Genomic DNA, 21678 nt, shown 5'->3' with positions numbered 1-21678 from the left:
AATTGCTATTTCCTCTTTTATGCCTTTGTGTTAAAAATCATTTCTGAGTTAAAGCCTCTTCTTCAAACATAATCCCATCCCAGCCAAACTCCATAAAGTTCCTGATATTCTGATGGTCTGTTCCTTCCCGATTCTTCAAAACATCTGTTCTGTAGAAATCTCCGAATAAAGCCAACGTTTCTTCTTTTGAAAGTTGGTTCAACTTCGCAAAACTGAAAACTTTGCAAGAACCATTGTTCTGGTCTGCTTCATTAATAGTATTTCCATTCGTGAATTTCGTAGGCCTGAAATTATAATTCTCATCAATAAAAGCAATCACTTCTTGGAAATCAATTGTTTCAGGAGAGTTTTTCAGTTGTTCTAAAATCATTTTTATAAATTTTTATCAAAAATAATTAAAATGATCCCAACAACGCAAAATCATGCGCCAAAACATTTATGACATCGATTTAGAGCAATTACAAAAAAATAAGCAATTTAAAAATAGAATTTCATCAGAATTAAAAGATATTGAAAAAACTACAAGCTTTTTATCAGATTTTCTTGCATCCTAAAACGCTCCATCGGAGCAAGCTGTTAATAGAACCCAACCAACACACTCGTGCCATAGGCAAGCCACAAACCTGTCATTCTAAAGCTCTCGAAGGACAATAAACTAAATACACCACAAAAAAATCCCCCGATTATTCGGGGGATTCATATAATAATTAAGATTTAATCTTAAGCTTCGTTCAAAGGTTTGTGCTCTCCTGGTTGGTCTTTACCTTCAGGATTTACTTTTCCCTCTGGTCTTGGACCTCTTTGTTCACCTTCTTTTTTCTCAGGTCTTGGTGGTCTTGGCAACAAAACTTTTCTTGAAAGTTTCATTTTCTTACGGTCATCATAACCCATAAATTTCACCTCCACTTCGTCGCCTTCTTTGTAAGGCACTTTGTCAAGTCTTGCCCACTCGATTTCAGAGATATGAAGTAAACCTTCAGTACCTTTGGCAATCGCTACGAAAGCTCCGAAATCCATTACTTTCACTACTTTACCTTGGTAAACTTCACCTACAACCGGTACAAAAGTAATCTCGTTGATTTTTGCAATCGCCTCGTTGATCTTCTCTCTGCTAACACCAGAAATTTCGATTCTACCGATTTCGCCAACTTCTTCGATAGCAATAACAGTATCGGTATCTTTCTGCATTTGCTGAATGATTTTTCCACCAGGTCCGATTACAGCTCCGATGAAATCTTTAGGAATTTCCATCATTACCATTTTCGGAGCGTGAGGTTTCACATCTTCTCTTGGTTCAGCAATTGTTTCAGTGATTTTGTTAAGGATATGAAGTCTTCCTTCTTTAGCTTGTAGAAGAGCTTTCTCCATAATATCCATAGAAAGTCCTTGGATTTTAATATCCATCTGGCAAGCAGTAATTCCGTCTGCAGTTCCCGTTACTTTGAAGTCCATATCACCCAAATGATCTTCATCACCTAAGATATCAGAAAGAACAGTGAATTTCCCTGTTTTAACATCAGTTACCAATCCCATCGCAATACCGGAAACTGGTTTTTTGATTTGAACACCTGCATCCATCAATGCTAAAGTTCCTGCACAAACAGTCGCCATAGAAGATGAACCATTAGATTCAAGGATATCAGAAACAATACGGATTGTATAAGGATTTTCTTCAGGAATCATATTTGCCAAAGCTCTCTGAGCCAGGTTTCCGTGACCAACTTCTCTTCTTGAAGTTCCTCTCAAAGGACGTGCTTCACCAGTTGAGAATGGAGGGAAGTTATAATGAAGGAAGAATCTTTCGTCATAATTCGCCATTACGCTGTCCACCATATTCGCATCTTTAACAGAACCAAGAGTTACAGCCGTCAAAGACTGAGTTTCTCCTCTTGTAAAGATTGCAGAACCGTGAGCTCCTGGTAAATAATCAATTTCAGACCAGATTGGACGGATTGTTTCAGGATCACGACCATCAAGTCTGATTTTATCATTGATAATCATCTGACGCATCGCTTCTTTTTCCACATCGTGGTAATATACTTTTACGAAAGGTGTTACTCTCTCCAATTCTTCAGCATTTTCAACATACTGAGCTAAAAATTCATCACGTACCGCTTTGAATTTCTCTCCTCTTTCTTCTTTGCTAGAAGGCGTTTTAGCAACTTCGTATACTTTATCATAAGTTTCTTTCCACACTTTTTCACGGATGGCTTCATCGTGATTCTCGTGGTTGTATTCTCTTTTAGGGAAAGATTTACCAACTTTTTGAGCTAATCTTTCCTGAGCTTCAACTTGTTTTTTAATTTCAGCGTGAGCGAAGTTGATGGCTTCAAGCATTTCTGCTTCAGTAATTTCTTTCATCTCACCTTCCACCATTACGATAGAATCTTTAGTTGCTCCAACCATAATATCAAGGTCAGATTTTGCAAGATCTTCGAATTTTGGATTAATAGAAAGCTGCCCATCGATTCTTACAACTCTCACTTCAGACATTGGTCCGTTGAAAGGAATATCAGTAATCGCAATGGCTGAAGACGCCGCAAGACCTGCTAAATCATCAGGAATCGATTGTCCGTCATAAGAAATTAATGAAATCATTACCTGAACTTCCGCGTGGAAATCTTCAGGAAACAAAGGTCTCAAAACTCTATCTACCAAACGCATTGTCAGGATTTCCTGATCAGATGGTCTAGCTTCTCTTCTGAAAAAGTTTCCAGGGATTTTACCGCCTGCATAGAATTTTTCTCTGTAATCAACTGTCAAAGGTAAAAAGTCTACACCAGGATTGGCTTCTTTGTTGGCTACAACCGTTGCTAAAAGCATTGTTCCGCCCATTTTTACTACAACAGATCCGTCAGCCTGTTTTGCCAGTTTCCCTGTTTCTAATGTGATTTCTCTGCCGTCTGCAAGAGTAATCAGCTCTGTAATTGCTTGAGGTGCACTCATAAATTGTTTGTTTATACTCCGTATTGAGTACTTTAATTAATGTTTTCGTCTAAAATTTAGGTGCAAATTTAATGTATTTATTTGGATTACAAATAAGTGTTGAAAACAACTGATTCTGAGAAAGAAATTTTAAAATAAATCTGCTTGAAGTTAAACACAAAGGCACAAAGGATATGTTATCTCTAAACAATACTAAAGCACGAAGAAAATCAAAGATTTTTTATTTAACGAAGTTGAACTTTGTGCCCTAAATTAATTTGAATTATTAAAAAATCATTGTGCCTTCGTGTGTAACAAATAACATACTCATTTTCTCGTAATTCTCAATAATAGAACAATAACTAGGAAAATAGAAAAGACAAATCCTAAAACTGCGACTAAAGACATTTCTCCAATTCGAGGCCCCGATTCTGAAACAAAAACAATTGCTGTTGCAATAATATTGGCGCCAAGAAGCATTGCTAAAATTAGATTAACAATACTGGTTTTAATGAGCTGATTCGTTTTCTCAATATTTTTGATTTCACTCGAAATCGTGAATTTATTATCATCCAGTTTTTGAAGAACAGAACGCAGTTCTTTCGGAATTTCATCTACATTATCAGTGAAATTAATCACTTTTTCCATTCCGTTTTTCAGGAGTTTTTTCGGACTTATTTTCCTAGATAATATTTTCTTGGTGTATGGATGCAGACTTTTTACAATATCCAAATCAGGATTAATAGTCCTGCCAACACCTTCTATCAAACCAATTCCTTTGAACAAAAGATAAAAATAATCTGGCATATAAAGCCTATTATCTTTCAAAACATCTTTCATTTTGTTGATGATAATGTGCGGATCAATATCTTTTAAAGAACTACTATGAACGAAATTAAGAACTTCTTCCACATCATTTTCAAACTTTCTCTCATCGGGAATATCATAACTGATTGCCATTTTCTTGAGAGACCTTACGATTTTATTAGAATTCTTCGCCACAAAAGAGACAATCAGACTTTCTAGAATCTCTTTATCATTTGGTTGAATTTTCCCAACTGCACCGAAATCTATAAAAACAACTCTTCCATCTTTCTTCACGAGAATGTTTCCTGCGTGCGGATCAGCGTGGAAAAATCCGTAATCCAAAATCTGAGAAACGAAAAGCCTTAATCCAACTTCCGAAATTTTAATTGGATCAATATTATGTTGTAAAAGTTCAGCTTTATCTGTGACTTTAATTCCGTCAATAAACTCCATACAAAGGACATTATTATTGGAAAATTCGTCGTAGACAATCGGAACATAAGTTTCTTTATTATTTTTGAAATTGAGAGAAAATTGTTTGATATTATTCCCTTCATTAACCAACGAAACTTCTTCTAACAAAGACTTTTCGAAGGTTGCGATGGCTTGTTTTAGATTCAATTTTGAAGCAATCTCTGAATAAGTAGAAATTAGCTTTACTAAATCTTTAATAAGAAGCAAATCATCCTCAATAACACTGAGAACATCTGGCTTTTTGATTTTCAAAATCACTTCTTCGCCAGAAATCAAAGTGGCTTTATAAACTTGCGCAATAGATGCAGTAGCCAAAGGCTTTGAAATAATTTCCGAAAAATGTTCTTTAACCGAAATATTAAATTCATTCTCCAGGATTTCCTCAACATTCATTTCAACAACCTCTACTTTATCCTGAAGTTTTTGCAATTCCTGAATCAATTCCGGCGGCAGCAAATCTTCACGATTACTAAAAGTCTGCCCAAGCTTCACAAATGTTGGACCCAATTCTTCCAACACCAATCTGATTCTTTCATAAACCGTTCCTTTGGAAACAACTTCATTCACAGAACTTTCTTCTGGTTTTTTGCCCATTCTGGCAATAAGATCCTTAAATCCATATTTGCTTAAAACAGAGATTAATTTGGCAGATCGTTTGAGTTTTCGTTGTGGCTTGTCGAACATAATTTGAATTGAGTTTTAATTGTCCTCAAAAATTATTCCCTTTAAAATCTCTTCTTCTTTGGATTGAGGAATGTAGGAAAAACCATCACTTCTTGTCCGAATGTCTGTAGAATTCTTTCCTCTATATTAACCAATTCACTTTCCATAAACTGATCACGGATTTCGTCATTATCAAACAATAGAAAAAGATTGGTATTTTTTCCTTCATTTACCATATCAGAATGTATTTCTGAGAGAATATATTTCTCAACATCTATTAGATTTTCAATCATTTGGTGTAAATCATTTTCTACGTACAAATCCCATTCTTCTATTCTATCTTCAACTATGTGAAATGTAATACTAAGGATACTCATATTTTTATTTTTTTATGATTAATGTTGATAAATTCAGAATGCAAAAATCGTATTTTTTTTGTAAATTAGCCCGTTATAAAAAACAGAAAAACTCAACAGGTCAGAAACTGAAACAAAGTTCTGATTTACAATAAATTAAAAATATTTATGCATAAGGAAGGAGAAAGGTTAATACCGATCAACATTGTTGACGAGATGAAAACCTCTTACATCGATTACTCGATGTCAGTAATTGTATCAAGAGCTTTGCCAGATGTGAGAGATGGTTTGAAACCCGTACACAGACGTGTTCTTTACGGTATGTATGGTCTGAATGTATTTTCCAACAGAAAACATTTGAAATCTGCCAGAATCGTTGGAGACGTTTTGGGTAAATATCACCCACACGGGGACAGTTCGGTTTACGATGCAATGGTAAGAATGGCACAACCTTGGAGTCTGCGATATGAGCAGGTTGACGGGCAGGGTAACTTCGGTTCTATGGATGGAGATCCACCTGCAGCAATGCGTTATACGGAAGCAAGACTTAAGAAAATCTCTGACGAAATTCTTGCCGACCTTGATAAAGATACTGTTGATTTTCAAAATAACTTTGACGACTCTTTGCAAGAACCTACAGTTCTTCCTACAAAAGTTCCAAACCTTTTGGTCAACGGAACTTCTGGTATTGCGGTTGGTATGGCGACGAATATGGCGCCTCACAACCTTTCCGAAAGCATTGATGCCATCTGTGCATATATTGATAATAAAGAAATTACCATCGATGAGTTGATGAAATATATCATCGCTCCGGATTTTCCAACTGGCGGAATCATTTACGGTTACGACGGTGTTCGCGACGCTTTCCATACAGGAAGAGGACGTATTATTCTAAGAGCTAAAGTTGGTTTCGAAGAAATTGGAAACAGAAATGCAATTATCGTAACTGAAGTTCCTTACCAAGTGAACAAAGCTGAGATGATTGCCAGAACTGCTGAGCTGGTAAAAGATGATAAACTTCCTGGAATTTATGAAATCCGTGATGAATCTGATAGAACAGGTTTGCGAATCGTTTACGAATTAAAGAACGATGCAATACCAAACGTTGTATTAAACCTTTTATACAAATACACTTCACTACAAACTTCATTTTCAGTTAATAACATTGCTTTAGTTAAAGGAAGACCTTTACAATTAAATATTAAGGATTTGATTCTACATTTCGTAGATCACCGTCACGAAGTAATCGTTAGAAGAACTGAATTCGAACTTAAAAAAGCCAAAGAAAGAGCGCACATTCTTGAAGGCTTTATGAAGGTAATCGGAACTCAGGATTCTTTGGATAGAGCGATTGCGATCATCCGTCACAGTGCGAATCCTGCCACTGCGAAAGAAGGTTTGATTGAAGAATTTGAATTATCAGAAATCCAAGCTCAGGCAATTCTAGATCTTCGTCTTGCTCGTCTTACCGGAATGGAATTGGACAAAATCCGTGCTGAGTATGAAGAGATTATGGCATTAATCAAAGATTTGGAAGACATTCTTTCTAATGAACCGAGACGTTATCAAATCATTAAAGAAGAACTTCTTGAAATCAAAGAAAAATATGGTGACGAAAGACGTTCAGAAATCGATTATTCCGGTGGAGAATTCTCTATAGAAGATATTATTCCTGATGAAAAAGTAGTTCTGACAATATCTCACGCTGGTTACATCAAAAGAACATTGCTTTCTGAATATAAAGTACAATCCAGAGGTGGCGTAGGAAACAGAGCGGCAACTACCAGAGATGAAGATTTCCTTGAATATATTGTAACAGCTACAAACCACGAGTATCTTTTATTCTTCACAGAAAAAGGAAAATGTTTCTGGCTAAGAGTTTTCGAAGTTCCGGAAGGTTCTAAAACCGCGAAAGGTAGAGCTGTTCAAAACTTGATCAACATCGAGCCAGATGATAAAATCAAAGCTTACATCAGAACTAAAGACTTGAAAAATCAAGAATACATCAACCAAATGAATGTGGTAATGATTACCAAAAATGGAACCATCAAGAAAACATCTTTGGAAGCTTACTCAAGACCGAGAACTAATGGTGTAAATGCTATTGAAATCCGTGACAATGACCAATTATTAGGCGCTAAATTAACGGACGGAAATTCTCAAATTATGATTGCTACCAAAAACGGAAAATGCATCCGCTTCCCTGAAGAAAAAGCAAGAGCTGTCGGCAGAGGATCTATTGGTGTCCGTGGAATTTCGCTTGAAGATAATGATGAAGTTATCGGAATGATTGTTGTTAACGATTTGGAAAATGATACTGTTTTGGTAGTTTCTGAAAGAGGTTATGGAAAGAGAACCGCCGTAGAGGATTACCGTATCACAAACCGTGGTGGAAAAGGTGTTATCACACTTAACATTACGGAAAAAACAGGAAATCTAATCGCGATTCAAAGTGTTACAGACGAAGACGGATTGATGATCATCAACAAATCTGGTGTTGCCATCCGAATGAATATGAACGAGATGCGTGTGATGGGTAGAAACACTCAGGGTGTTAAAGTTATTAACCTTAAAACTAAGGATGAAATCGCAGCTATTGCTAAAGTAGAAATGGACAGAGATGTAGAGGAAGACAATGAAGAAGGTTTAGAAAACGACAGCAACAATTCAGAATTTTCAGCAGATGAGCAAACTGGAGATAGCCAATTGAATATCGGTGATTCTGAAGAAATTAATAACACAGAGGAAACTACAGACAATTCTGAGGAATCAGAAGATAACGTATAAAAAACAAAAGTTTAATATGAAAAGATTAATTTTAAGTCTAGCGGTTCTATCTGTAGCATTGATGAATGCTCAGAAAAAAGAAATCGCTAATGCTGTAAAAGCAGTTGATTCAGGAGATCTTACAACTGCCAATTCAGAACTATCAAAAGCAGAAGGTATCTTTGGTGACAAAACCTATTTGTTGGAACCATCGATCCTGGAGCAATATTATTACGCAAAAGGTTTGTCTCTTTTAAAAGCTGGAAAAAATATTGAAGGTGCAGAAGTCCTTGCTAAAATTTCGTCTTTAGGTTCTGAGCCTATCTTTACTGGAAAAGACGCAGACAAGAATAAAGTTTATTTTGTTGGAAAAGAGGCAGCAGATAAGTCAGGAAGCGGACTTTCTTTGAAAGAAGACAAATACTCACCTGCTTTGACAGAAAAATTAAGAGGAGCCATAGATCCACTTTTAAGAAAAGCCAATGAAGAAGCAACTACCAACTATAACAACAAAAAGTTTGACGTTGCTGGTGCAAACTTCGCTGAAACTTATTACTTATTCAAAGCCGCAGGACAGGATAATAAAAATTTCCTTTATTACGCTGGTGTAGCTTATGCTCAAACACCTGATAAAAAAGCTCAATCGACTGATATTCTTCAATCTTTAATTAAATCCAATTACACAGGAGAAGAAACAGTTTACACTGCAAAAAATACAAAGTCTGGACAAGTAGAAACTTTGGACAAAGCAGCTTTTGATCTTTACAAAAAAGCAAATGCGGGCTATACAGATTTCAAAACTGAGAAAACACCGAGCAAGCAAGAAGAACTTTATGAGGTGACTGCATCATTATTATTTGAACAACAAAAATATGAGGAGGCAGGAAAAGTTGCTGAGGAAGGTTTGAAGAAATTCCCTAAAAATCAATCTTTAGGTCAAGTTCAAAGTAATTCTTATTTCAAATCCGGAAAAACAGATGAGTTTGTAAACAACTTGAAAGCAAAAATCGCTGCTAATCCAAACGATAAAGAAAGTCTTTACAATCTTGGAGTTATGCTAAGTAAAGATCCAAGCAAACAAGCTGAAGCTGAAGCTACTTTCAAAAAATTGGTTGAAATGGATTCTAAGTTCCCTAATGCACTTAACAATTTAGTTTTTGCAATTTTAGGAGAAGATGAAGCAGCAATCAATCAATACAGAGATTTGAAAAAAGCTGGAAAAATTGATGAAGCTAATAAAGTTCTAGAACAAAGAAGAGCTAGATTCCAAAAAGCTTTGCCTTATGCTGAAAAGCTCTATGCTAATGAGCCTAATAATAAAGAAGTTGTAACACTCCTAAAAGGAATGTATATGACCACTCAAAACACTGCCAAGTATAATGAGTTCAAAGCAAAAGAAGCTGGAATGAAATAATTTAAAAGAAGCCTTTCGGCTTCTTTTTTATTTCCAGAATGCTATTTAAATACCTATATTTACAAAACAATTTTATAAAAACTTATATATGAAATTTTTTATTGATACAGCCAATTTAGATCAAATCAGAGAAGCACAAGATTTGGGAATTCTGGATGGCGTTACTACCAATCCTTCGCTAATGGCAAAAGAAGGAATCTCTGGAAAAGAAGCAATCAATCAACATTATATCGATATCTGTAATATCGCAGATGGAGACGTTTCTGCGGAAGTTCTTTCTACAACTTATGAAGAAATGATCAAAGAAGGTGATGAACTAGCAGCACTTCACGAAAGAATCGTAGTAAAAATCCCAATGATTAAAGATGGCGTAAAAGCTCTTAAATATTTTTCTGACAAAGGTATCAAAACCAATTGCACATTGATTTTCTCGGCAGGGCAAGCATTATTGGCTGCAAAAGCTGGCGCAAGTTATGTTTCTCCGTTCTTGGGAAGATTGGATGACATCTCTGTAGATGGGCTTAACCTTATCGAAGAAATCAGAACTATTTATGATAACTATTATTTCGAGACAGAAATTTTGGCAGCATCTATTAGAAATCCTATGCACATCATCAACTGTGCAAAGATTGGCGCAGACGTGATTACATCTCCATTGCCTCCGATTTTGAGTCTGTTGAAGCACCCGCTTACAGATTCTGGATTGGCACAATTCGTGGCAGATTCCAAGAAATTGAGTTAAAATTTTGTTTGAAATCAACATAAAAAAACCGAATCTCTGGATTCGGTTTTTTATTTATATAATTTAAGGAAAAATAGTTTCTTTCAAAAGATAAAGATTCAGAACAATGATGATTGCACTGATGATGTAAGCAACAATCTTCAACCAAGGTTTATTCACAAACTCACCCATTTTAGCCTTACTCCCAGTAAACATTACCAAAGGAACCACCGCAAAACTCAACTGCATCGATAAAATAACCTGACTGAAAACTAACAAATCAGCAGTTCCTCGTTCGCCATATTTGATAGAGATTATCAAGGCTGGAACTATGGCAATCACCCTTGTAATCAATCGTCTTACCCAAGGCTTCAACCTGATATTGAGGAATCCTTCCATCACAATTTGCCCCGCTAATGTTCCTGTTAAAGTAGAGTTTTGTCCAGACGCTAATAATGCTATTCCAAAAAATATACTTGCTAATGTTGTTCCCAAAAGCGGTGTCAGCAACATATAAGCATCATTTATATCAGCTACATCTTTATTGCCTGTTGTATGAAAAGTAGCTGCAGAAATGATCAAAATAGCCGCATTGATGAAAAATGCCAACATCAGAGAAAAACTACTATCAAGTCCTGCAAATTTCAAAGCTTCCTTTTTACCTTCAGTAGTTCTTGGATAATTTCTAGTTTGAACAATACTGCTGTGGAGATAAAGGTTGTGTGGCATCACTGTAGCACCCAAAATTCCGATAGCAATATAAAGCATTGATGGATTTGTTACAATCTCTTTCTTAGGAATCAAACCTTCCAACATTGGCAAAATCTCTGGTTTGCTGAGAACTATATCATACAGGAACGATGCAAAAATAATGAATATCAAACCTCCAACAATACTTTCTATATACCGAAAACCTCTTGATTGCAGGAATAAAATCAAAAAAACATCTATCACTGTAATCACGACACCAACACTCAATGGAATTCCGAATAACAAGTTCAAAGCAATTGCCGAACCGATGACTTCAGCCAAATCACAAGCCGCAATCGCAATCTCGCAGAATATCCAAAGTATAAAATTGACAACCGGATGAAAATGGTCTTTACAAGCCTGAGCCAAATCACGTTCTGCTACAACACCTAGTTTCACGGATAAATATTGTAGAACTATCGCGAAAAGATTCGAGATAAGAATGACAGAAAGCAACGTGTAACCAAATTGAGCACCTCCTGCAATGTCAGTAGCCCAATTCCCCGGGTCCATATAACCAACTGCGACCAATAATCCTGGCCCCATATAAGCCATTAGTTTTTTCTTGAAACTCCCGTCTTTAGGAATATTGACGCTGGCGAAAACCTCTTGAAGAGAATTGGAACTCCTCTCCTTTCTCCATGCGTTGTTATTTTTATCTTGATTCAATTAATTGTTATTGTTAGATTAGACTAACAAATTTAATAATACTTTTCTTAACTTACAATAAAAAACTGCCAGAATTTGGCAGTTTATATTAATTTAAAATTATGCTTTTTATTTTGTAAATCTTACAGCAGTTTTTCTGTCAGACTCTCTTTCTTTGTCAGAAGCTTCTGCAGGAACTTTGGCAAACTTAGAACCGTATCCTTCCGCTTCCAAAACTTGTTTAGAATCGATTGCTGATTTTACAACATTTGCTCGTTCGCCAGATAGCTTAAGATTCACAGCTTCATCACCTTTTTTATCTGTATAAGCTCCGATTTTGATTTTCGCATCAGGAAACTCAGCTAAAATCATTTTAAGATTATCCAATTGAACTTGAGATTCTGGCGTCAAAACTGCTTTTCCAAACTCGAAATTCAGATTATCAAAATTGAACCATCTATCTTTTAATTGTGCTTCTGTTGCGTTTTTATATTCATCAGACTTTAGGAAAGCCACCATTTGGTCTTCGATTCCGCCTTTGTAAGCTTGTAAGGTTTTTCCACTTGGCAAAGTCACAACCAAAGTTTCTCTTGTAATAGAAACCGTATCCCCAATTGCGTTTGTTGAGTCTGTAACTACTGTTGTAGAATCTGTCATAGCCACTGGCGCAGGCTCTGCTTTTTTATCGCATTGTCTCCAGAAAAACCATCCTAAAAGCAATAACAATAATAATGGCAACAACCATTTCCAGATACTTCCTCCAGAATCGTTATTACCAACAATATCGTGAGTTGTTCCACTTCTTGTAACTTCCACCTGCGGCGTTTCTGTCACGATAGGTTTTTCAGTAACAGGTGTTACAGGATTCACGTCTGCTATTGGCGTTTGTTTCGGTTCTGGAACTACATTTACAGGTTCAGCATCAACGCTTCCGAACCAATTCCCCAAACCTAAACTTGCAAAACTAAATCCTGCAGGCAAAAGTGCTGACAGTTTACTTTTCTGCTCGCTGAGAAGATTACTAAAAGAAGATTCATCAGTGTTATTATCTATTGCGTACCTTCCAAGTGTTCCTGCTGTAGCTCCGGTGACTAGATTTAACAGAGAACTTGTAGAATCATTTTTAATTCCTGCATAATTGGAAATCGAATTTGTGATTGCAGCTAACTTATCTCCGTCTCCAAAGATTAGAGAAAGAATTCTTGAAATTACAGAATCGCTTCCGTTCAGATTTCCTAGTAAATTGGACAACGCACCCGAAGAAGCTGCTTCTTTTACAGTTGTAAAAAGTTCAGATTTTGCATTACTATTTGCAAAACCACCTACCACGGCAGGCAATAATGCAGAAATTGCTTTTGAAATACCAGACTCACTTTCTCCAAGTTGAGTTGCTGTTTGAGAAACCGTTGCCGGTCCCAGCTGACCTTTTATAAGGTCGATTAAGTTAATTGACATAGTAGTTTATTTTAATGTTTGACGTACATAATGTTACCAAATTTTAATCCACAAATTTTAAGTATTGATAATTTTAATAAAACTTTAACTATTTGTGATTTAACTTTTTGATTTATTCTTTAGTTTAAAAAACAAAAAGATGAAAAAATCATTTCTCTATATTCTATTTTTACTTCTCGCACAAACAGAATTATTCTGTCAAAAAAAACAAGATAATTTCACAGAAATAATTGGACAGGAAGAAGGCGATTTGAATAAAGATAAAATCGATGACAAAATAGTGGTTTCGGCTGGTCACATTGCTGAAATCCGACCTTTTCGGTTGCAGATTTTTTTTGTCACAATCTAATAGCAAAAAACTGAAATTAGCAGTTTCTACCGACAAAATTCTTGAACCTCAATATGATGCTGAGAAATATGGAATGAAGAAAAACTTCCGTATTCCTGATGTTTTTATCGAAAATGGAAAACTGACAATTCTGACCAATATCAACGAGCTGAAAAGCCGCTATATTTTTAGATTTAGTAATGGGAATTTTGAATTAACTAACATTGCGAGAATCATTTCTGACGGAAGAGAAATAACTACGGAAACCGAAATTGACTTATTAAAAGGAACAAAGGTTGTTTTTGATCAGGATTTTGGACCAAAAAAAAAATATAAAGTTCGGGAGAAATTTAAACCTAAAGCATTACCAAAAATTCAGAATTTGACAACTTCTGATCTTGCAAAGTATTGATCTAAAAAGACGATAATCTTTTAAATTTCAGACTTTACCAAAGACTTAGTATTTGAGTGTTTCTGATTTGAAATAATATTAAAAACAGATTTCCATATCAAAAAACAGGCATTAAAAAAATGAAAAAAAGCAGATGCAGCAACAATAGTTAATCTATTACTAATCTCTCCATCATAGAAATATTTTTCATAGAATCCAATCAAAGAAAAAGATAAAATTACGGTTAGAAAACACAATGAAAAATATGTGACTAAATCCCAAATCCTCTGTTTCTTTTCTTGACTAATTGCAATAGATATACTAAAAATTTCAAAAATAATACTTGCAATCTGTACGTAAAGTTTAGAAAAATCTCCACGCAAAGCATTATAAATAAAGAAAACAATCATTACCATAAGCATCAATAAAGCAAAGGTATAAATAAGATTTCTTCCATTAATTGTGATTTTCCTACTTTTTCTCACAAAGCTTATATAAAACAAAATCAATAAAATAAATGGATTTGTAAAAATGACAACGGTAAAAGATTTCTCTAAATCCGTAAGATTTTCCTCAAGCAAAAAACCTTCCAGATTAATATATGAAAGGTAAAAACTATTGAGAATAGACAGTAGAAACAAATACTTTTTAAAACCTATCATTATCAGTTAGATATATGTTTTAATCAAAATTAGGTCAAGCACTATTAATTATTTTTGAAAGTGTTTCTGATTATATACTGCAAAATCCAGATCTTTTTCCAATGATTTTTCAACTGAATTTTTTATAAAAGATTCACTATAAACATTTAGTTTTATATAGGTACTCTTTACGACAGTTTTTTCTCCATTTACAGTTCTTTCTTCTGTTCCTACTTTATTATCGTTTACCAATTGTACAATTTTTTTGTTGGAAATCCACTGATGAACGGATAAATCTCCATACATTTTGTTCAGCTTATATCCTGAAGAGCTATTTTCTTTTTTCAAATAACTGACAAAATTGCTAATCTCAGACATCTTACCATCAAAGAAATTTATGGCTTCGTAACCGTAGATTTTATTTTTGGCATCAGTTAAAATAACCAATCCATTAAAGAAAAATTGATTGTTATAATTGAATGGTTTTTTGCCTAATATCAATTCCCGCTGGTTAGAAAAATGGTATTTGTAAAATTTTACAATGTCTGATTTTTGTAGTTCTTCAACTTGTTTCTCTTCATTATTTGCATTGACGATTACGGTTTTCCAAACTTCTGTTTTGGAAGCTAAATCAGAGATATTTTCATTAAAAGTCATTTTCGACAAGTCAAAACTGCCGCAATCTTTACAGATATAATCCGGATTTTTTTGAGCATTAAATTCTGAACAGGAAATGAGAATTAAAAGGAATCCAAATACTAAAATTTTTGTTGTCATCTTTTGATAAGTTTTAAGCAATATATTTTTTAATTTTAATCCTTATTTAAATTCTTGATTTTCGGTTTGACAAGATGACAACTCCAAAAAATAGAAAAGTAAAACTGATTATACAAAAAGTCCAATGAAATGCAGTAAAACCTCGAGTAATGCCATATTTTTCGCTGTAATAGATATTAACTTTATTATTAATTTCGTTTTCTGTGGCACTTTGATTTTTATCCGTTATTTGTAGGATCTTATTCTTGTATGGGAATCTTAAAACTGGATAATTTGTATAGCTGGGAGTATCAAATTTCTTATAATTATTTTCAATTTTGTTTACTGAAACAATTGAAGCTGCAATTTTATCACTGTTAAAAATTCGCAACAGATGACCAATAATGCCATAAGCTAAGAATCCACCAATTAGTATCAAAATGACTGCAAATATATTTTTAATCATTATTAATACACTTCCAATGTTTTACTTCCTTTAGGACGGTATAGATAAATAATGATATAAGTTGTTGTTCCGATGTCTTTATCCTTTCGCTTGAAACCACCCCAAAGTGCTGATTTCTTGTTCGAGGCAAACGAGTTTTTAATCTGCATACTTTGTTTATTTCCTAATGATAACAAACTCATTACTATTTTGTGGCAGATATAATTTTACGCCATAACTAGCTCCTCCAGAAACTTTGTATTTTCTAATCAAGGGACTCCAGCCTTTTATATCAAGCGGACTCTCAGCATTAAACTCTCTGGTATGTGTTTTCCTTTCCAATGACACCATCTTACCATCAGCATGAAGTCTCATTTCAAAATCTTCTAATGGAATCATTGCATTTTTACATTTTTTGAAATCCAGTTTGTTTTCTTCCACAGCCTTCGTATAGCTATCTTTTGTTTGGTAGTCAAATACCATTAATTCTTGATCTGCTACTGCCCAAAGATTTCGATATGATGCAAAATCTCCATTATTCATTAAGCTCCTTAATTTTTGATAATAAGCAACCACATTAATTTCCAAATCTTTATGATTGATTTTAGATAAATCTTGACCTTTGCTCCATCCTTCCAAATCATAAGGTAGATCTTTAACTTCTACTTCCCATTCTTGTGCAAAATATGGTAAAGATTCTTTTACCGTTGTCAATTGTAAATTTGTGTTTGTAATATAATTTGAAACATTATCTGTTTCTTTGTTCCAGATATAGCTGACGAATTGAATTCTAATATTTTTAAGATTATCTGGCTTTACAAAAGTTTCACTACTTCTAAAAAGAGGATTTACTTCTATCTTCACCTTATGTTTTCCATTTTTAAGGATAAAGGGATTCAATTCTACTACCGTATTTAAAGGCGTATTTTTTTCAGAAATTTTAATATCATCAAAATAGATTGTTACTGGAATTGGGGCATTTATTTCTAAGCCGTAAGATATCTGTTTTTCAATTGGAACTTGGCTTACTTTCCTATCTAAACTTTTATTTTGGTTTTTTTCCATTTTATCGGTGCAATTGATATTGAACATTAATAATATTAAAATAGCAAGTATATTTTTCATTTTTTATCGTAATTTAAATTCATAAGAAAATCCGTCGTGTAATAAAAACCTTTGTGTGTCAGGTGTATCTTCATCTTCAGCATTATTGTTAAAATTATCACTATCTGTTTTGACTTCAAAACCTGCATTTGCGTAGGCGGTAACACTTCCAAAAATATAAGAATTTACCTTGATTAGCTTGCTGCGTTTTATCACTACAATAACTGTTGATAGCTGGAAATGAATTTTTATTTGGGATAGAATTTCCCGTCAAATGATTTTCCTGAATGCTAACTTTTTTGTCCTCGCCTCGGAAAAAATTGAGAATTTCGTGTTCACGAAGTGGAAAAGATTTGAGTTCCTGAACGTTGTAAGCAACATTCGGTTTTGAGATTGCAGCCAGCAAACAAAGTGGAGAAACCTCGTCTAATCCTAGTTTTAATCTAATATCATCCGCTTCCTCAAGAATGATATTAACTTTTTCATCTTTTGAAATATCATCAGGAAGATGAGCTGTTTTCGGAAGCTCTTCTATACGGACTTCAGCCCATTCGTAGATATAACCTGGATCTTTTTCGATATTTAAAAGGAAATCTTTTAAACCAAAATTATTGTGCAAAAGTGCCTGTAATAGATGTGAAGCTCCATATTCACTGTTGTAATTTTCTCTTGCCACAGATTCGGCAATATGGAAAACTTCTTTAATCGTCTCGTTAGTTACTAATACACTCATAAGGATTTATATTTTGTATTTTAATAATTATTAATTATTGCAAGACTATAAATGGAAAACTGATTTTAATTTTCAGTTAAAAAGTAAAAAATCAGATTTATTAATTCGCAGTAAGAATAGTGCCATAATGTTAAAATTTACAACATTAATTCAATATTAATAAGAAGTATTCAAAACATAATGTTATTTTAATCAAACAATAACAATTCAATAATTATTAATCATATAATTTATTTTTTGATACTGTGATTGTTGTAAACCATTATAAACATTAGAAAAATATCTGCTTTACTAAAAATTCATAATCGTAGAATTACTACAATTTTTGAAATAAATCGAAGAAGCAGAAATAATGGAATATGATTAGCTAAATTTAAAATTGAAATTTGTTTTGCAAAATCTAAAGTTATGGATGACAACATTTTGCTTTATGACATACAATCCGGCGATACCTTAGAGAAAATCGGGGACAAAATCGGGATGACTAGTGATGAGCTGAAGGATTTTCATAACAGCCATTGTGATAAAATGGATCGACTATGGTTTAATAATCTTGTTGGAATAAGACAAATCATTATTCCTAAACAGTATAAAAGTCCATCACAATTAAAAACAGAACTCGAAAAAGAGTTGCCGCCTTCAAGTATTACCCGATATTTTTATGCTAATACTTATTCTATAAAAGAATCTTTTTCAGGACTAATTCAGAAAAGTTTTGAAATAGAATATAAAGTTGATATTAGATTTAGAGATAAAAAAGATAATAATCATCCTTTTGAAATTGTAGATATCATAACTTATGATTTTCTAAAAAACGGTTCCACTCCTGATGATAAAATGAGTTCAATTTCTTTGGCTTGTATGGAAAGCATCTCTCCTATTTCTTTCACAGTTCCTGTACAAGGAAGAATATCCGGTTTTTATGAATTTGAAACGCTCAAGAAAAAATTTGATGAAAAGCGAAAGGATTTAGAAGAATTTTTCATTGGAGATGTTTATAAAGCTTATCTCAATAGATTTTGTGAGAACTTAGAAAAGCAGGATTATGTATTCAAATTATTGTCATCATCCTTATTATACCAATTGTTATTTCCAAAAATGGATTGGTTTCATAAAACAAGTAATTGGACAGAGCAATTTTATTTTTTACCAAACTCAATATTCTTAAAATGCTCAATGTCTGCGAAGTACAATCACGAAGGCACTGAAATTGTAGAAACTCAATTGAAAGGAAAGATAAAAGATTTATTTAGTCTTCAGGAGATATTACGAGGACAATCCTTTGAAGATCAACGGGATGAATTGGTAGACGGGGAAATAGAATTGCTTTATAACACTGATAAAAAAACTAAGAAAATGCTTGAGGCGGAAGCTTCGCTAACATTTAAGAAGGATCAAGAGATTTTCAGAAAACAAACCCTAAAGCTCACACAAAATGGATAAAAATTCTGATATTTTCGATAAAAATCTAAATTCCGATTTAGATGAGTCTAACCTTTTAAACAATGATGAATTTTCAGAAGTTGATGAGGGTCAAGATACAATGGATGAGGAAAGTCAAGCAAATAAAGGTTCTGAAACTACCTATGAAAATGAGGAGAAAAAAGAAGATGAAAAACAAAGCGAAAGCAATTCTAGTGAACACGACGGAAAATATTTCGTAGTTCAAAAAGGTATGGCTTGTTGTGATAAAGGTGCAAAATTCCCCCAATTAAAAGTCACAAGCCATAAAAAACATTATTGGAATGATCAAGAAGGGCAATCAGATTATTTGGCTGTTACGGAAGATGATCTGATGTTTAATCCTGCAGCTATGCCTTTTGGAACTTGTAGTATAAAAAATGGAAATCCTTGTGCTTTTTCTCCATCTGGAAAATGGACTAAAACATACGACAAAGTAAAGATTTTAGACAAAAAATGTGTTACGGAACTCTCCGAATTGCTTTGTTCGGTTGGCGGAAAAATCACCATTATGAAGCACGGTCAACAAGCTGAAGCTGGAAAAAGTAACGTGAATAATGCCAATTCTGCAGAGCAACAGACTTACAATCCAATGATGGATTTTGAAGAGTTCAAAGAGGAAATCAACCAGTCGGATCAACTTTATTACAAATAATCTATGGCAGCAATTATCGGTAATCAAAATCCAAAAGTCGGTGAAACTAATTTCTATGAGATTAGTATTTTCAGTTCACTAACCTTTTTTAATCCAGGTAGCAAATACGAATGGTATCTTTTCAAAAAACAGAAAAACGGGAATTGGATTGACATCACAAAAAACGGAATTCCTAAAACAGGAAATAAAGTCGATTATACATTTTTCGAACCTGTAGCTGGTGATTTATTTGAAATCCGAATTTTTGAAGTTAAACAAGCTTTGCCACCAAGTACTCAATCCACAAAAACATTATATGGAAAACTGCAAGTAAGACCTACTGCAAGTAAAATTGGACAAATAGATAAAGTTGTTCTCTTCAACCGTGGAAAAAAAGATGTAAACAAAGCCAATTACAGAGATACATTGATAGCTCAGGCTTTCTGCACAGGCTTATTCGGGCAAGAAATTGAATTCCAGCTTTGGGAAGACGATGCACCTGGCGAAGGTCATAATGCTGAGATTAATAAAAATAATAAAATACCGAGAGTTTATAAAGCGATAGTTAATGAAAAAGGAATTGCTGAAGCTAAAATATCATTGAGTGCTGATGAAAAAATAATGCGCCAAATTGCTAACAAATATCTGATGAAAGGCGACAAAGATGAAGGTGCTAATCACGAATATTACGTCACGGCAACACATCTTGGAAAAGGCGAAAAAGCAAGTCAGGTCAACGTGAATGTTGATAATATAAAAGGGTTTGTTAAATAATTTAGATTTAAAAATATGAATAAAGTTTTTATTTTACTATTCAGTATCATATTATTGAGTTGTTTTGGAAAAGATCAAAACAAGAGTACTGTGTCAGAATCAGAAAAAGTTACAAATCAAAATAGCTATGAAAAAATAAGTAATAAGAGTACTGTTAAAAGTAATAGTTCCCTTGCGATTGCTCAATTTGCTTCAGCCAAAAGACCTCTCAATCTAATTTTTTTCAAAGAATCTGAAAGAAGTTTTTTGAACACCAGCGAACAATATTTTGATATTAACTGGAATTATAAAATTGATAACAACGTAATCAATACTGATGAAATTTTGCTTTTTAAAAACAATGCTGAATATATCATTTTAATTCCAACATTTTCCGAAGAGTTTCCTACTTTCCAAACAATTGGAATTACTAATGCTGGTAATTTTGTTGATTATGGTCTTCATACATACTCAGGTCAGGACTATGAAAAATTAGGAAATATCTCATTCGATAATGTTGATTATCAAATTAAAAAATTAAAAAATGAGTTGCGAATTTATGCAGTTGTAAATCAAAAAGAAATTTTACTTTCAGATTATTCAAAAAGTAATCAATCTAAAAATAACGACATAACTGCATCGGAAAAAAATGAAGTTGAAAAATTACAAAAACAAAACATCGTTGAAAATAGTAAAGAAGTAGCTCATAAAATAGTTGTTGATTTGGATTCGGATGGTAAAAAAGAGAATATAGAAGTTAATTTTAAGAAAAAAAGTATTGACGTTTCAGAAAATTTAAAAAAAGAGATTTTCTTTTCTAATGAAGCATTGGTTATCCAAAAAGAATTTGAGGACAATAATCCTCACGACATCAGTAATTACAAATATTTTTTCAAAGAGTTTAATAATTCTATAATTTTAGAAAAAGTTGAATTTAAACGAGAAACTTATGCCGAACAAGTGGATCTATGTCATATTAATTTCACCTATTTCCCAAATAAAATAATCTACCTTTCTGAGGTGGATTTTTTTAATCAAAAATATCTTAATTCTTTAAACAGAAATATCAGTTTAAAGGATGCGATTGAAATTACAAAGAAGGTTAATCAAAATTATCAATGTACTTCTAATATTAGTGAGCAGGAACTAGAATATATGTTAACAAAAATAGCTTTGAGTAATGTCTCAGTAAATGAGTATAATAATTTAGCTTACTATTTAGAACAAAACAAACAATATAGTGCATCAAAATACTTACTTGAAACCATCTTGGAAAAGTATCCACATCGCGTTGTTGCATGGTTAAATTATGGTGATACATTGTGGGAACTCAATGAAAAATCAAGAGCTAAAAGTGCATATCAAAAATATAAATCTCTTATGAAATCTCAAGGTAAAGATTTATCAAAAATCCCTTTAAACATCGAGGATAGAATCAAACAATAATTAAAAT

Annotated in this window: 21 protein-coding genes; 9 read left to right on the top strand and 12 right to left on the bottom strand. The window is 33.4% G+C overall.

The window, feature by feature from the left end:
- Positions 1-37: 37 nt before the first annotated feature.
- The 4 genes from V7P73_RS06220 to V7P73_RS06205 form a co-directional block, all read right to left on the bottom strand.
- The gene (locus V7P73_RS06220) at positions 38-370 is read right to left on the bottom strand and encodes a HopJ type III effector protein (RefSeq protein WP_333852060.1); all 333 of its coding nucleotides are present in this window, start codon (positions 368-370) and stop codon (positions 38-40) included.
- A gap of 350 nt (positions 371-720) precedes the next feature.
- Positions 721-2946: a polyribonucleotide nucleotidyltransferase gene (locus tag V7P73_RS06215; protein WP_333852059.1), complete on the bottom strand. Its 2226-nt coding sequence runs from the start codon at positions 2944-2946 to the stop codon at positions 721-723.
- A 306-nt stretch (positions 2947-3252) separates the two neighbouring features.
- Entirely contained in the window at positions 3253-4890 is a 1638-nt protein-coding gene (locus V7P73_RS06210) for an ABC1 kinase family protein (protein WP_333852058.1), read from the bottom strand.
- A gap of 41 nt (positions 4891-4931) precedes the next feature.
- Positions 4932-5246 (bottom strand): DUF4286 family protein, encoded by a 315-nt coding sequence (locus V7P73_RS06205; RefSeq protein WP_333852057.1) that lies wholly within the window; start codon positions 5244-5246, stop codon positions 4932-4934.
- A 147-nt stretch (positions 5247-5393) separates the two neighbouring features.
- Here V7P73_RS06205 and gyrA point away from each other — a divergent pair, with 147 nt between their 5' ends.
- The 3 genes from gyrA (at position 5394) to fsa (ending at position 10147) form a co-directional block, all read left to right on the top strand.
- A complete protein-coding gene (gene gyrA, locus V7P73_RS06200; RefSeq protein WP_333852056.1) occupies positions 5394-8012 on the top strand; it encodes a DNA gyrase subunit A in 2619 nt (872 codons plus the stop codon).
- A gap of 16 nt (positions 8013-8028) precedes the next feature.
- A complete protein-coding gene (locus V7P73_RS06195) occupies positions 8029-9405 on the top strand; it encodes a tetratricopeptide repeat protein (protein ID WP_333852055.1) in 1377 nt (458 codons plus the stop codon).
- Positions 9406-9493: 88 nt separating this feature from the next.
- Positions 9494-10147 carry a fructose-6-phosphate aldolase gene (fsa, locus tag V7P73_RS06190; RefSeq protein WP_333852054.1) on the top strand — a complete coding sequence of 218 codons (654 nt, stop codon included), beginning with the start codon at positions 9494-9496 and terminating at the stop codon, positions 10145-10147.
- 63 nt (positions 10148-10210) lie between these two features.
- On the opposite strand, the gene V7P73_RS06185 is transcribed toward fsa, so the two are convergent.
- Together V7P73_RS06185 and V7P73_RS06180 are read right to left on the bottom strand one after the other, a co-directional pair.
- Positions 10211-11545, bottom strand: a complete 1335-nt coding sequence (locus V7P73_RS06185) for an Nramp family divalent metal transporter (RefSeq protein WP_333852053.1) — start codon at positions 11543-11545, stop codon at positions 10211-10213.
- A gap of 108 nt (positions 11546-11653) precedes the next feature.
- Complete coding sequence (locus V7P73_RS06180) at positions 11654-12979, bottom strand: OmpA family protein (protein ID WP_333852052.1); 1326 nt, start codon at positions 12977-12979, stop codon at positions 11654-11656.
- 139 nt (positions 12980-13118) lie between these two features.
- Here V7P73_RS06180 and V7P73_RS06175 point away from each other — a divergent pair, with 139 nt between their 5' ends.
- Both V7P73_RS06175 and V7P73_RS06170 read left to right on the top strand, forming a co-directional pair.
- Positions 13119-13328, top strand: coding sequence for a hypothetical protein (locus V7P73_RS06175; protein WP_333852051.1), 210 nt, complete (start codon positions 13119-13121; stop codon positions 13326-13328).
- On the top strand, positions 13315-13719 hold the full coding sequence (locus V7P73_RS06170) for a hypothetical protein (RefSeq protein WP_333852050.1): 405 nt from the start codon (positions 13315-13317) through the stop codon (positions 13717-13719). Before V7P73_RS06175 ends, V7P73_RS06170 begins: the two co-directional genes overlap by 14 nt.
- A 20-nt stretch (positions 13720-13739) precedes the next feature.
- On the opposite strand, the gene V7P73_RS06165 is transcribed toward V7P73_RS06170, so the two are convergent.
- From V7P73_RS06165 to V7P73_RS06140, 6 genes are all read right to left on the bottom strand, one after another.
- Complete coding sequence (locus V7P73_RS06165) at positions 13740-14360, bottom strand: hypothetical protein (protein WP_333852049.1); 621 nt, start codon at positions 14358-14360, stop codon at positions 13740-13742.
- Between the two features lie 48 nt (positions 14361-14408).
- Positions 14409-15116 (bottom strand): hypothetical protein, encoded by a 708-nt coding sequence (locus V7P73_RS06160; RefSeq protein ID WP_333852048.1) that lies wholly within the window; start codon positions 15114-15116, stop codon positions 14409-14411.
- Between the two features lie 46 nt (positions 15117-15162).
- A complete protein-coding gene (locus V7P73_RS06155) occupies positions 15163-15561 on the bottom strand; it encodes a hypothetical protein (RefSeq protein WP_333852047.1) in 399 nt (132 codons plus the stop codon).
- Positions 15562-15563: 2 nt separating this feature from the next.
- Positions 15564-15743 (bottom strand): hypothetical protein, encoded by a 180-nt coding sequence (locus V7P73_RS06150; protein WP_333852046.1) that lies wholly within the window; start codon positions 15741-15743, stop codon positions 15564-15566.
- On the bottom strand, positions 15718-16665 hold the full coding sequence (locus V7P73_RS06145; protein ID WP_333852045.1) for a hypothetical protein: 948 nt from the start codon (positions 16663-16665) through the stop codon (positions 15718-15720). Before V7P73_RS06145 ends, V7P73_RS06150 begins: the two co-directional genes overlap by 26 nt.
- Positions 16666-16780: 115 nt before the next feature.
- Complete coding sequence (locus V7P73_RS06140) at positions 16781-17377, bottom strand: hypothetical protein (protein WP_333852044.1); 597 nt, start codon at positions 17375-17377, stop codon at positions 16781-16783.
- A gap of 408 nt (positions 17378-17785) precedes the next feature.
- On the opposite strand from V7P73_RS06140, the gene V7P73_RS06135 reads away from it, so the two are divergent.
- The 4 genes from V7P73_RS06135 (at position 17786) to V7P73_RS06120 (ending at position 21671) form a co-directional block, all read left to right on the top strand.
- A complete protein-coding gene (locus V7P73_RS06135) occupies positions 17786-18820 on the top strand; it encodes a hypothetical protein (protein ID WP_333852021.1) in 1035 nt (344 codons plus the stop codon).
- On the top strand, positions 18813-19493 hold the full coding sequence (locus V7P73_RS06130) for a DUF4280 domain-containing protein (RefSeq protein ID WP_333852020.1): 681 nt from the start codon (positions 18813-18815) through the stop codon (positions 19491-19493). Before V7P73_RS06135 ends, V7P73_RS06130 begins: the two co-directional genes overlap by 8 nt.
- A gap of 3 nt (positions 19494-19496) precedes the next feature.
- On the top strand, positions 19497-20246 hold the full coding sequence (locus V7P73_RS06125) for a hypothetical protein (RefSeq protein ID WP_333852043.1): 750 nt from the start codon (positions 19497-19499) through the stop codon (positions 20244-20246).
- 90 nt (positions 20247-20336) lie between these two features.
- A complete protein-coding gene (locus V7P73_RS06120) occupies positions 20337-21671 on the top strand; it encodes a tetratricopeptide repeat protein (protein WP_333852042.1) in 1335 nt (444 codons plus the stop codon).
- Positions 21672-21678 lie beyond the last annotated feature (7 nt).

The sequence above is a fragment of the Epilithonimonas sp. genome (assembly GCF_036780765.1).
Taxonomy (GTDB): Bacteria; Bacteroidota; Bacteroidia; order Flavobacteriales; family Weeksellaceae; genus Epilithonimonas.
This window is presented reverse-complemented; position numbering and strand designations above follow the sequence as displayed.